Origin of the sequence: Catellatospora sp. NPDC049133, from assembly GCF_040648455.1 — a bacterium.
Lineage (GTDB): Bacteria > Actinomycetota > Actinomycetes > Mycobacteriales > Micromonosporaceae > Catellatospora > Catellatospora aurea.
Window position 1 is genome coordinate 80,707 of record NZ_JBEZDT010000039.1, and the last position, 11,626, is coordinate 92,332.

The 11,626-nt window shown below is 71.8% G+C and carries 10 protein-coding genes; 2 read left to right on the forward strand and 8 right to left on the reverse strand.

Going from position 1 to position 11,626, the window contains the following annotated elements:
* Nucleotides 1–11 precede the first annotated feature (11 nt).
* From AB0B35_RS34075 to AB0B35_RS34095, 5 genes are all read right to left on the reverse strand, one after another.
* Entirely contained in the window at nucleotides 12–500 is a 489-nt protein-coding gene (locus tag AB0B35_RS34075; RefSeq protein ID WP_361053551.1) for a hypothetical protein, read from the reverse strand.
* Nucleotides 501–640: 140 nt separating this feature from the next.
* Nucleotides 641–838 (reverse strand): hypothetical protein, encoded by a 198-nt coding sequence (locus AB0B35_RS34080; RefSeq protein ID WP_361053554.1) that lies wholly within the window; start codon nucleotides 836–838, stop codon nucleotides 641–643.
* Nucleotides 839–1,111: 273 nt separating this feature from the next.
* On the reverse strand, nucleotides 1,112–2,122 hold the full coding sequence (locus AB0B35_RS34085) for an N-acetylmuramoyl-L-alanine amidase (protein WP_361053556.1): 1,011 nt from the start codon (nucleotides 2,120–2,122) through the stop codon (nucleotides 1,112–1,114).
* Nucleotides 2,123–2,242: 120 nt separating this feature from the next.
* Nucleotides 2,243–2,914 (reverse strand): tRNA (guanosine(46)-N7)-methyltransferase TrmB, encoded by a 672-nt coding sequence (trmB, locus tag AB0B35_RS34090; RefSeq protein ID WP_361053581.1) that lies wholly within the window; start codon nucleotides 2,912–2,914, stop codon nucleotides 2,243–2,245.
* A gap of 147 nt (nucleotides 2,915–3,061) precedes the next feature.
* A complete protein-coding gene (locus AB0B35_RS34095) occupies nucleotides 3,062–3,286 on the reverse strand; it encodes a TM2 domain-containing protein (protein WP_360541020.1) in 225 nt (74 codons plus the stop codon).
* Between the two features lie 357 nt (nucleotides 3,287–3,643).
* Between AB0B35_RS34095 and valS the strand changes: the two genes are divergently transcribed.
* Nucleotides 3,644–6,151 (forward strand): valine--tRNA ligase, encoded by a 2,508-nt coding sequence (gene valS / locus AB0B35_RS34100; protein ID WP_361053560.1) that lies wholly within the window; start codon nucleotides 3,644–3,646, stop codon nucleotides 6,149–6,151.
* Between the two features lie 159 nt (nucleotides 6,152–6,310).
* On the opposite strand, the gene AB0B35_RS34105 is transcribed toward valS, so the two are convergent.
* From AB0B35_RS34105 to AB0B35_RS34115, 3 genes are all read right to left on the reverse strand, one after another.
* Nucleotides 6,311–7,423 carry an ABC transporter ATP-binding protein gene (locus tag AB0B35_RS34105; RefSeq protein WP_361053562.1) on the reverse strand — a complete coding sequence of 371 codons (1,113 nt, stop codon included), beginning with the start codon at nucleotides 7,421–7,423 and terminating at the stop codon, nucleotides 6,311–6,313.
* Nucleotides 7,424–7,543: 120 nt separating this feature from the next.
* Complete coding sequence (locus AB0B35_RS34110; protein WP_360541014.1) at nucleotides 7,544–7,933, reverse strand: helix-turn-helix domain-containing protein; 390 nt, start codon at nucleotides 7,931–7,933, stop codon at nucleotides 7,544–7,546.
* 322 nt (nucleotides 7,934–8,255) lie between these two features.
* Nucleotides 8,256–8,828, reverse strand: coding sequence for a YceI family protein (locus AB0B35_RS34115; protein ID WP_361053565.1), 573 nt, complete (start codon nucleotides 8,826–8,828; stop codon nucleotides 8,256–8,258).
* A 247-nt stretch (nucleotides 8,829–9,075) separates the two neighbouring features.
* Between AB0B35_RS34115 and AB0B35_RS34120 the strand changes: the two genes are divergently transcribed.
* Nucleotides 9,076–11,445 carry a transglycosylase domain-containing protein gene (locus tag AB0B35_RS34120; protein WP_361053568.1) on the forward strand — a complete coding sequence of 790 codons (2,370 nt, stop codon included), beginning with the start codon at nucleotides 9,076–9,078 and terminating at the stop codon, nucleotides 11,443–11,445.
* Nucleotides 11,446–11,626: the final 181 nt, after the last annotated feature.

Below are 11,626 nucleotides of genomic sequence, written 5' to 3' on the forward strand. Positions count from 1 at the left end.
ACGAGCAGCGGTCACCGCGCCGAGCGGGCCGCCGCCGTGGCCGCCAGCTCCCGCAGCCACAGGCTCTCCCGCTTGCGGCGCTCCATGGTGGCCAGCACCGCGGGCGGCAGCGGGGCGTGCCGCAGGTGCAGCGCGACCAGTTTGGCCAGGGTCATCACCGGTATGTCGTAGGAGCTGTCCTCGGCGAAGGTCAGCAGTTCGGCGACCAGCTCCGGGGGCAGCTCGCCGGGCAGCAGCGGGCACAGCGCCCCGATCACGCTGTCGACGTGCCAGCCGCGATCGTCGCGCCGGTGCCGCAGCAGCGCCTGCAGCAGTGCCGTGAGCTGTGCCGGGGGCAGCCCTGCCGCCAGGTCCAGCAGCGGCCGCATCCCGTCGACGCCCGCCGCGCCGCCGGAACGCCGCAGCGCCACCAGCGCCGAGGCGGCCTCGTCGAACTCGCCGCCGGCGGCCAGGCGCTCCACCCGGTCGAGCAGTTCGGTGTACGTCACCAGGCCGGACATCCGCCACCCGCCTCGGCGACACGGTCCACAATGGTCTGCATCGTCATGCCGCGGGAGTGTATTCAGGGGCACCGACAAAGAAGATCCGCCGACCCCGGCGCGCTGGTGCGGCCGGGATCGGCGGATCGTGGAGCTGCTGGTCAGCCGGCGCGGCGGTTGGCCCACAGCCGAGGACCGTGGCCCTGGCTCGACTTGGGCGTCACCGCCTGCTTGCCGAACGCCTGCTGCTGGGACTTCTTGCCCTTGGCGCGGCGCTCGGCGCGGTTCATGGGCTGCTGCTCGACCTCTTCCGCGGTCTCGTCCGCGGCGGGGTTCTCCGAGCTGTGATCTTCACGCATGAATGTCTCCTACGGATGCGGGCACGCCGACGGCTGCCGGAACGGGCAGGGGCGTGGGGAAAGACGGATCAGACGGCGCGGGCCCGTGGGCCGGCGCGGCACGCTCGCGGCGCCGGGATCACCGACGCGGGCGTGGGATCACGCTCAGATGTACATGCGCAGGAGCCTAGCAGGCCGCACGATGATCCGCATCCGCGCAACGGGTGCGGACGCGCCGCAGCCGTGCCCGTGCCGCCTGGGCGGCACGGGCACGGCTGCGGTCGGCGGTGTGGATCAGACGCGGGTGAGCTTCACCGCGTCGGCGATGACGTACCCGGCTCCGCCGCTCCACCGGCTCACACCGACGGCGTTGTAGTCGCCCCCGGCGAGGCTGAAGGTGCCCAGGTTCACCCAGACGCCGCCACTGCCCTGCTGGTTGACGTGCACCGACACGTTGCCGCCGGTGGTGGCGATGACGTACGGCGTGGTCGCGTTGTAGCCGGCGTTGGCCGGATACCAGACCTCGACCCGGTAGCTCGCCGTCGCCGGGATGTTGAACTTGTACCAGGCGGCGTCGGAGACGGCCTCCGGGTTGGCGAACCGGTAGTCCGCACCGTAGCGCTGGGACGAGTACGTCGAGGTGCCCCAGTTGGCCGAGGCGGTGAACCGGCCCGCGGTCGTGTTGTCCACGGTCGACGTCCACGACGGCGGGGGCGTCGTGCCGTTGACCAGCGACATGAAGTACGACCAGTTCCAGCGCGAACCCGGGTCGGTGTGGGTCGCGCCGGGGACCTCGTTGTGGCCGATGATGTGGGCCCGGTCCCGCGGGATGCCGTACTTGCTGGTCACGCTGCGCACGATGGCTGCCGACGCCTGGTACATGGCCTCGGTGTACCAGCCGTCCTGCTCCACGTAGCCCTCGTGCTCGATGCCGATGGACTGCGTGTTGTAGGTCCAGTTGCCCGCGTGCCAGGCGACGTCGGCCTCGCGCACCATCTGGGTGACCGCACCGCCCTTGGACACCACATAGTGGGCGCTGACCTGCGCGGACGGGTTCTGGAACCAGTTGATGGCGCTGGTGTACGAACCCTGGATCGTGTGGATGACCACGTAGTTGATGTTGTAGTCGGATTCGCGGCTGGCGTTGGTGTAGTTGCTGGTGCTCGCGGGCACCCAGGCCGCCGGACCGTAGTCGGTGCTCGCCTGCGCGGCGGTGGGCACGGACAGCAGCGCACCGAGGGTCAGCGCGACGCCGCCCGCGAACGCCGCCGCCCGGCGCAACAGGGGTGTGGCGGTAGCCACCATGAAGGCCTCCGGGGTAAGAGGAGTCTGGTGGCCACACATTAATGAAGATATATCGATCCCGTCGAGAATCTACAAGTAACAACTAGACGACGAAACTTACCTCCACACCTGAACAGGTGGTCAGGGGGTGCGGATGTAGAGGAGGTCGAAGATCTGGCGGCCGGCGGCTATGCCCCGCTGCTCGAACTTGGTGACGGGGCGGTGGGCGGGGCGGGGAGCGAAGCCGTCGTGCAGGTTGGCCAGGCCGTCGGCGGCGTCCAGGACCTCGGCCATCTGCTCGGCGTAGTCGGCCCAGTCGGTGGCGCAGTGCAGCACCCCGCCGACGGCCAGTCGCGAGCGCAGCAGCGCCACGTTGTCCGGCTGGATCAGCCGCCGCTTGTGGTGGCGCGCCTTGGGCCACGGGTCAGGGAAGTAGACGTGCACGGCGGCCAGGCTGTCCGGAGCGATCATGTGCCGCAGCAGGTGCAGCGCGTCGCCCTGGGCGACCCGCACGTTGGGCAGCCCGCGCTCCTCGACGACGGCCAGCAGGTTGCCCAGGCCGGGCGGGAACACCTCGACGGCCAGGTAGTCGCGGCCCGGGTCGGCCGCGGCCATGGCGACGGTGGCGTCGCCCATCCCGGAGCCGATCTCCAGCACCAGCGGCGCGTCACGGCCGAACAGGGCCGCGGTGTCCAGCGGGGGGTACGGCGCGGCGATGTCGACGCCGTAGGTGGGCCACAGCCTGGTCAGCGCGTCTTCGTGCCGTCCGCTCACCCGCCCGCGGCGGGGGTAGAACGTGGTGATGCGCGTCATGTGGCGGCCGTCGTCGAGCGTGCCTTCGAGGGCGCCGGCCAGGTCAGAGGTGGTCACAAGAGAATCAGGATACAGCGGCGGCCCCCCGCGCCGAACGGGCGCGAGGGGCCGCCGGTCGCCCGCGTCAGCACGCGGGCGCGGGTTGGCTCACTTGGCGAGCGCGTTGCCCTGCTTGTCCGAGAACTTGCCGATCAGAATCATGATGAAGTCGATCAGCACCCACAGGCCCAGGCCGCCGAAGGTGATCAGCATCAGGATGCCCGTGCCGATCTTGCCGACGTAGAAGCGGTGCACGCCCAGGGCGCCGAGGAAGAAGCAGAGCAGCAGGGTGACGAGCCAGGACTTGCTGGCGGTCGCCGTCGTCGTGGTCACAGAGGTGTCCTTCTTGTCAGGGTGGGCCGGTCGCCGAGCCGCGACCAGCGAGAACGGACCGTAACAACCGCCCCACCCGTGGACAACCGCCACAACGGCCGATCCGCGCTCATCCCCACAGCCAGGCCTTGTCCGCCGGGGGTGGACGGGGCAGCAGAGATCGGGCCGACCGGTTACCATCGGCACAAACGAGCGACGTCGAAGGAGGAGCCATGACCCACGCGCTCTTCACGTCGTTCGTCGTACGCGTAGCCGACTCGGGCCGCGCGTAGTCTCTTCGATCGCCGCGCCCCAGGGCGCGCGGTGGTCACCCAACCTCTCTCGCGTTCGGGGCGCTCATCCCACCGAGGTGAGGTCATGAACCTTCCGGACAAGCCGACCATCGACGGTCTGCCCGACAAGTGGGCACAGCGCTGGGAATCCGAGCGCGTGTACCGCTTCGACCGTGCCGCGCCGCGTGAGCGCGTGTTCGCCATCGACACCCCGCCCCCGACCGCCAGCGGCGAACTGCACCTGGGGCACGTGTTCTCGTACACCCAGACCGATGTCATCGCGCGTTTCCAGCGCATGCGCGGCAAGGCCGTGTTCTATCCGATGGGCTGGGACGACAACGGGCTGCCCACCGAACGTCGGGTGCAGCAGTTCTTCGGGGTGCGCTGCGACCCGTCGCTGCCGTACGACCCGGGGTTCACGCCGCAGGAGTTGCCGGGCAAGAGCCAGGTGCCGGTGTCGCGGCGCAACTTCATCGAGCTGTGCGAGCGGCTGACCGCGCAGGACGAGGAGGCGTTCGAGCGGGTGTGGCGGCTGGTGGGCCTGTCGGTGGACTGGTCGCTGCTGTACACGACGATCGGGACGCGGGCCCGCGCCGTGTCGCAGCGGGCCTTCCTGCGCGCGCTGCACCGGGGGGACGCGTATCCGGCGCAGGCCCCGACACTGTGGGACACCACGTTCCGGACCGCGGTGGCGCAGGCCGAACTGGAGGACCGGAACCGCCCGGGGGCGTACCACAGGCTGGTGTTCCACCGCGACGACGCCGCGGCGGGGCCGATCACGGTGGCCACGACGCGCCCTGAGCTGCTGCCCGCCTGCGTGGCACTGGTGGCGCACCCGGACGACGAGCGCTACCGCCCGCTGTTCGGGAGCACGGTGCGCTCACCGCTGTTCGGCGCGCGGGTGCCGGTGCTGGCGCACCGGCTGGCCGACCCGGCCAAGGGCACCGGCATCGCGATGGTGTGCACGTTCGGCGACACCACCGACGTGATCTGGTGGCGCGAGCTGGACCTGCCCACACGGCCCGTGCTCGGCTTCGACGGCCGTTTCCTGCCCGACGCGCCCGACGGCCTGTCCGAGGCCGGCAGGGCCGCCTACGCCGGGTTGGCCGGGGCGACGGTGCACACCGGACGGGAGCGCATCACCGCGCTGCTGCGCGACAGCGGAGAGCTGCTCGGCGACCCGGAGCCGATCACGCACCCGGTGAAGTTCTACGAGCGCGGCGACAAACCCTTGGAGATCGTGTCCACCCGGCAGTGGTACATCCGCAACGGCGGCCGCGACGAGGCGCTGCGCGACCGGCTGCACGCGCGCGGCCGGGAGCTGACCTGGCACCCCGCGCACATGCGCACCCGGTACGAGCACTGGGTGGCCGGGCTGGCCGGGGACTGGCTGATCAGCCGGCAGCGCTTCTTCGGCGTGCCGATCCCGGTGTGGTACCCGCTGGACGCCGACGGCCTGCCCGAGCACGACAGGCCGATCACGCCCGCCGAGCAGGCGCTGCCGGTCGACCCCAGCTCGGACACCCCGCCCGGGTACGCCGAGGACCAGCGCGGCCGCCCCGGTGGTTTCACGGCCGACCCCGACGTGATGGACACCTGGGCCACCTCGTCGCTGACGCCGCAGATCGCGGGCGGCTGGGGCTTCGACGACGACCTGTTCGCCCGGGTGTTCCCGATGGACCTGCGCCCGCAGTCCCACGAGATCATCCGTACCTGGCTGTTCGCCACGGTGCTGCGCGGGCACACCGAGCACGACGCGCTGCCCTGGCGCAACGCGGCCATCGCGGGCTGGATCCTGGACCCGGACCGCAAGAAGATGTCGAAGTCGGTGGGCAACGTGGTGACGCCGCTGGGCCTGCTCGCCGAGCACGGCTCGGACGCGGTGCGCTACTGGGCCGCCGCGGCCCGGCCGGGCGCAGACACGGCCTTCGACACCGGCCAGATGCGGGTGGGCCGGCGGCTCGCCATGAAGATCCTCAACGCGACCCGTTTCGTGCTCGGCCTCGGCGAACCCGGCCCGGCCGCGACGGTGACCGAGCCGCTGGACCGCGCACTGCTGGCCGCGTTGCAGCCCGTGATCGCCGAGGCGACCGCCGCGCTTGACGGGTACGACGCCGGCCGTGCCCTGGACGCCGTGGAGCGCTTCTTCTGGCTGTTCTGCGACGACTACCTGGAACTGGTGAAACTGCGCGCGTACGGCCAGCACGGCCCGGCGGGCGCGGACTCGGCCCGGCTCGCCCTGCGCACCACGCTGTCGGCGCTGCTGCGGCTGCTCGCTCCCGTGCTGCCGTTCGTGACCGAGGAGGCCTGGTCGTGGTGGCAGCCCGGCTCGATCCACACCGCCGCCTGGCCTGCCCCGTCCGACCTGGACGCCCTGGCGGGCGACCCGGCCCCGCTGGCCGCCGCGACGGCCGCGATCGAGGCCGTGCGCCGGGCCAAGTCCGAGGCCAAGGTCTCCATGCGCACTCCCCTGCGTTCCCTGACCGCCCCCGAGGACGACGCCTTCACCCGCATCGAGCAGGACGTCCGCGACGCCGGCGTGATCGCCGCCATCACCCGCCACCCGTCCCCCACCTACGTCGCCCGTCTCTGACCGAAGGAAGGGCACCTTCACATCGCCATAGGTAGAGGAAGGTGCCCTTCTTGACGGTGGTCCTCGGGAAGATCGCTGTTTGCGGACGAGAAGTGAGGTCAGGCCGCACTTTTGGACCGCAGACAGCGATCTTCCCCGCAACCGCGGCTCGGCGGTGGGTCAGTACGGGTAAGCGCGCGTCTCGGTGGCCTTCACCGCGGCCCAGATCTCGCTGCCGGGCAGCAGGCCGAGCTGCGCGGCCGACGCCGGGGTGATCTCGGCGGCGGCCTGGATCGGGCCGCCCAGCTCCACCCGCAGGTGGTCGCCGTGCGGCAGCACTCCGACCACGGTCGCCGCCCACGTGTTGCGCGCGCTGCCCGCGGGCTGCCGCGGGTGCAGGGCCACCGCCGAGGGCGGGAAGGCGAGGAAGGCGTCGCCGTGCACCTCGTCGTCGGCGACCATGGTGAACCCGCCGGGCAGCGTGACGGCGTGCCCGTCGGCCCGGCCGCGGTACAGGTTCAGCCCGACCAGCCGGGCAACGTACTCGGTGCGCGGGCGAGCGGTGACGGCGGCGGCGTCGCCCTCCTGAACGATCCGGCCGTCCTCGACGATGACGAGCCGGTCGGCGAGCACCAGCGCGTCCAGCGGATCGTGGGTGACCAGCAGTGTCGCGCCCTCGTGCGCCCGCAGGTCGTGGTGCAGCCGGGCCCGGGTCTCCATCCGGGTACGCGCGTCCAGCGCGGCCAGCGGCTCGTCCAGCAGCAGCAGGTCGGGGCCGACGGCCATGGCGCGGGCCAGGGCCACCCGCTGGGCCTGCCCGCCCGACAGCTGCCGGGGCCGCTGCCGGGCCAGCCCGGTCAGCTCGACGCGCTCCAGCCAGCGGGCCGCCTCGGCCCGCGCCACGCGGCGCGAGGCTCCCCGCGCCTGCGGGCCGAACGCGACGTTGTCCAGCGCGGACAGGTGCGGGAAGAGCAGGTAGTCCTGGAACACCACGCCGACCCGCCGGTGCTCGGGCGGCACGAAGACACCCGCGGCGGGGTCGTCGAGGACCTCCTCGCCCAGGCGCAGCCGCCCGGCGTACAGCGGCAGCAGTCCAGCCAGCGCGCGCAGTGCCGTGGTCTTGCCGGCGCCGTTGGGTCCGAGCAGCGCCACGACCTCGCCCGGAGACACCGACAGCGTGACGTCGAGACGGAACCCGGGCCGGTCGACGACCAGGTGCGCGGATAGCAGCGGCCGCCCCGCCGGCCACCCGCCGACCGTGAGACCCGCCCCACGCGGGCGCACCGTGCTCATGATCGCTCGACTTGCCGGGCAGGTGTGCGAATCTTGGCAGGCCATTCGCCCGGTTGCCCGGCACGTCGGATGATCATGCGGCGGGGGCGCCGGACGGCCACGGGACGGGCGGGCCGCGGGTCAGTCACGCTCGACCACCACGTTGGTGGACTTGATGACGGCCACGGCGACGCTGCCCACGTCGAGGCCGAGTTCCTCGACGGCCTCGCGGCTCATCAGCGACACCACCCGGTAGGGGCCGGCCTGGATGTCGACCTGGGCCATCACGGTGTCCTTGACGATGGCGGTGACGATGCCGCGCATCCGGTTGCGGGCCGAGGATCGGTCGGCGCGGCCGTCGGGGTCGTCGGCCTGGGTGCGGGCGTACGCCGCCAGGTCCTCCCCGGCCACCATCCGGTGGTCGTGCTCGTCGCGGTGCGCCCGCAGCCGGCCCGAGTCGACCAGCCGCCGCACCGTGTCCGCACTGACGCCCAGCAGCTCCGCCGCTTCACCGATCCGAAATGCGGTCATGGGGCGAATCTACCCCTGGCATCTGCGACGGTGGCGCGGTCCAGCCACCCGGCCGCGCGAGCCCGCTCATGCCGGCAGGGGCGGCCCGAACGGGACCGCCCCTGCCGCAGGGATGCCGGGGAACCCACCTGCCCCGAGGAGACGGAAGGCAGCGGCGGGTTCCCCGATCGCCGGGCGTGCCGCGCGGCCACGCGTACGCCCGGCACATCGCGGCCGCGACCGGTCCGGACGCCTCCCGCGTGTTCCCGGGGCACTCCCCCAAGCACCACCGGGGCGGGGCGTCGACGGACCGTAGGTCGCGACCGCGCGGAGCCCGTCAGGCTCAGGCCTGGCGGGTGGCCTCGCCCTCAATCTCGATCTTGAGGGTCTTGCCGAGCAGGACGCCACCGGTCTCCAGCGGCTGGTTCCAGGTCACGTTGAACTCCTCGCGGTCGATCTCGGTGGTGGCGGTGAAGCCGAGGACCTCCTGGCCCCACGGGTTCTTGGCCACGCCGCCGAACTCGAGCGCGAGCTCGACCGTCTTGGTGACGTCCTTGATGGTGAGCTCGCCGACGAGGGTGAACTCGTCGCCCGACACGGCCCGCAGGCCGGTGCTGCGGAAGCTCAGCTCCGGGTACTTCTCGATCTCGAGGAAGTCGCCGGTGCGCAGGTGGTTGTCGCGGTCGGCGACACCGGTGTCGATGCTGGCCGCCTGGATCACGGCGGTGACCGACGAGGCCAGCGGGTCCTCGGCCACGACGATCTCACCGGCGACGTCCTTGAACGAGCCGCGGACCTTGCTCACCACCATGTGCCGGATCACGAAGCCGACGCGCGTGTGCGCGGCGTCGATGGCGTAGGTGCCGGCGGCGGGGATGGTCAGGCCGTTCCAGGTGCGGGTGTTCAGCGTGGTCATGTCGGTTGCCCTCCGGTAGACGTAGCGCGAAGCTGTTTACGTGACGGTTCAACTATACGCATCGCAACGATATTTCGGGTAGCGCCACTCTGTTTTCCGGGTCACCCGAACGAGCCCATGAACAGGAAGACCGCATACCCGGTCGACATATGCCCATTTCAGATGAGATGCACGCCACAAATCCTGGCACATCGGAGATCTCCGGGCAGTCTTGAGCATCCCCGCCCCCTCCCCCGAAGGTGCCGCGATGCCGCCGCTCAACCGGATGACCCGACTCACGCTGCTCGCCGTGGTCGCGGGAGCCGTGGTCGCCGCCGGTGCGATGCCCGCGGCCGCGCTGGCCAACTGGGCGGTGGAGAAGTCCGCGCCCGCCTACGACACGCTCCCCGAGGTGCTCAAGCACCCCACCACGGCGCAGGCCAGCTACCTGTACGCCAACGACGGCAAGACCGTCGTCACCACCTTCTACGACGAGAACCGCCGCGACGTGACGCTGGCCGAGGTCGCCCCCGTCGTGCCGCAGGCCGTGGTCGCCGCCGAGGACGCTCGCTTCTACTCCCACCACGGGGTGGACCTCAAGGGCGTGCTGCGCGCCGTGGTCGCCAACGGGGCCAGCGGCGGTGTCTCCCAGGGCGCGTCGACGCTGACCATGCAGTACGTGCGCAACGTGCTCAAGAGCGATCCGTCGCTGTCCACCGAGCAGCGCGCCGAGGCCACCGAGCAGACCCCCGCCCGCAAGATCCGCGAGGCCCGGTACGCCCTGGCGGTGGAGAAGGAGCTGAGCAAGGAGCAGATCCTCGAGCGCTACCTGAACATCGCCTACTTCGGCTCCGGCGCGTACGGCATCTACGCCGCCGCCCACACCTACTTCTCCAAGGACCCCGCGCAGCTGACCCTGAGCGAGGCGTCGCTGCTGGCCGGCCTGCTCCAGTCGCCCGAGGCGGACAGCCCGCTCAACGGCGGCATCGAGCGCGCCCTGTCCCGCCGCGACTACGTGCTGACCGCGATGACCGGCACCGGCGCCATCACCGCCGCGCAGGCCGAGACCGCCAAGGCCGACACGCCGGTGGTCAAGCGCGGCGCGAACCCCAACGACTGCACCGCGTCCCGGCAGGGCTGGGGCTTCTTCTGCGACTACTTCCGCAGCTGGTGGCGCGACCAGGACACGTTCGGCGACACCGCCGAAGACCGGGAGCAGGCGCTGCGCCAGGGCGGCTACCGCATCGTCACCACGCTCGACCCGAAGCTCCAGAACGCGGCCCAGGCCCAGGTGACCAAGGTGTACGGGTACGCGGACAAGCGCGCCCTGCCGATGGCCGTCGTCGAGCCCGGCACCGGCAAGGTGCTGGCGCTCGCGGTCAACCGCCGCTACAGCGCGGCGACCGGCGCGGGCAACACCATGAACCAGCTCGTCGCGGGCGGCACCGGCATCCACGGCTACCAGGCCGGATCGACCTTCAAGATGTTCACCATGCTGGCCGCGCTGGAGGCCGGCAAGACCCTGGACACGAGCTTCGACGCGCCGACCAAGCTCACCACCACCTGGCCCGAGGCGACCGGCCCGGCCAGCTGCGACGGGTACTGGTGCCCGCGCAACGCCAACCCGGCCTGGATGGACGGCAAGAGGGACATGTGGACCGGCTTCGGCCGCTCGGTGAACACCTACTTCGTCTGGCTGGAGCAGCAGGTCGGCGCGGACAAGACGATCGAGATGGCGCAGCGGCTGGGCATCAGATTCCGGCATCCGGACAACGCCTCGCACGCGGCCACCGACGCCGCGGGCTGGGGCTCGTTCGTGCTGGGCGTCTCGCTGACCACGCCGCTGGACCTGGCCAACGCGTACGCGACCCTGGCCGCCGACGGCGTGTACTGCTCGCCGCTGCCCGTCACCACGGTCACCGACGGCACCGGCAAGCAGCTCGACGTGGCGAACCCCGCGTGCGGGCCGGCGGTCAGCCCGGAGATCGCATGGGCGGCCACCGACGCGGCACGCTGCCCGGTCGGGCAGTCCGGCGCGTTCGGCCGCTGCGACGGCGGCACCGCCACGGCGGTGTCGGACCTGCTCGGCGGGCGCGCGGTGGCCGGCAAGACGGGCAGCTCGACGGACAACATGACCGAGTCGTTCGTCGCGTACACCCCGCAGCTGGCCGCGGCCGCCATCGCGGCGAACCCGGACACGCCCACCGACGCGGTCGGCGCGGCGGTGCTGTCGAAGGTGTACCGGGCCGTCGGGTCGACGCTGGCCACCGGGTCGGCGGGGCTGGAGGTCAAGGACTTCCCCGCCCCGCAGCGCGCGTCGGCGTTCTCGCCCGAGCCGCAGCCCACGGAGCCGGCGAAGCCGCGGGACGAGTCCCACGACGGCAACGGTGACAACTCGCACGACAACGGCGACGATCGGCCGGGCCGCGGCGACAACAACGACAACGGCGGTGACAACGGCGGCCACAACGGCGACAGCGGGAACGACAACGGTTCCGGCGGTGACAACGGCTCCGACGGTGGTGGCGACACCGGCTCCGGCGACAGCGGATCCGACGGCGGGAACAGCGGCGACGGCCGGCCGGGCCGCGGCGGTGGCTGGTCGGGCGGCTCGCAGCCGTCAGGACAGGGCGGCTGACCGGCGAACACCGGCTTGGAAAGTGGGGAAGGGCACCTTCTGCAACGCGGAGCGTTGAGAAGGTGCCCTTCCTTGTACTCAGGTACTCAGCCGTCGGTCAGGAGAGCGGCGGGTAGGCGTTGGCCATCAGCTCGGCGAACTGGGCCGGGAACCACGCGCCCGAGATCGGGGCGTTGGCCAG

What these genes read in the sequence shown, in the direction of transcription:
- AB0B35_RS34075 (WP_361053551.1), bottom strand. Translation starts at nt 500, where the DNA reads ATGTCCGGCCTGGTGACGTACACCGAACTGCTCGACCGGGTGGAGCGC.
- AB0B35_RS34080 (WP_361053554.1), bottom strand. Translation starts at nt 838, where the DNA reads ATGCGTGAAGATCACAGCTCGGAGAACCCCGCCGCGGACGAGACCGCG.
- AB0B35_RS34085 (WP_361053556.1), bottom strand. Translation starts at nt 2,122, where the DNA reads ATGGTGGCTACCGCCACACCCCTGTTGCGCCGGGCGGCGGCGTTCGCG.
- trmB (WP_361053581.1), bottom strand. Translation starts at nt 2,914, where the DNA reads ATGACGCGCATCACCACGTTCTACCCCCGCCGCGGGCGGGTGAGCGGA.
- valS (WP_361053560.1), top strand. Translation starts at nt 3,644, where the DNA reads ATGAACCTTCCGGACAAGCCGACCATCGACGGTCTGCCCGACAAGTGG.
- AB0B35_RS34105 (WP_361053562.1), bottom strand. Translation starts at nt 7,423, where the DNA reads ATGAGCACGGTGCGCCCGCGTGGGGCGGGTCTCACGGTCGGCGGGTGG.
- AB0B35_RS34110 (WP_360541014.1), bottom strand. Translation starts at nt 7,933, where the DNA reads ATGACCGCATTTCGGATCGGTGAAGCGGCGGAGCTGCTGGGCGTCAGT.
- AB0B35_RS34115 (WP_361053565.1), bottom strand. Translation starts at nt 8,828, where the DNA reads ATGACCACGCTGAACACCCGCACCTGGAACGGCCTGACCATCCCCGCC.
- AB0B35_RS34120 (WP_361053568.1), top strand. Translation starts at nt 9,076, where the DNA reads ATGCCGCCGCTCAACCGGATGACCCGACTCACGCTGCTCGCCGTGGTC.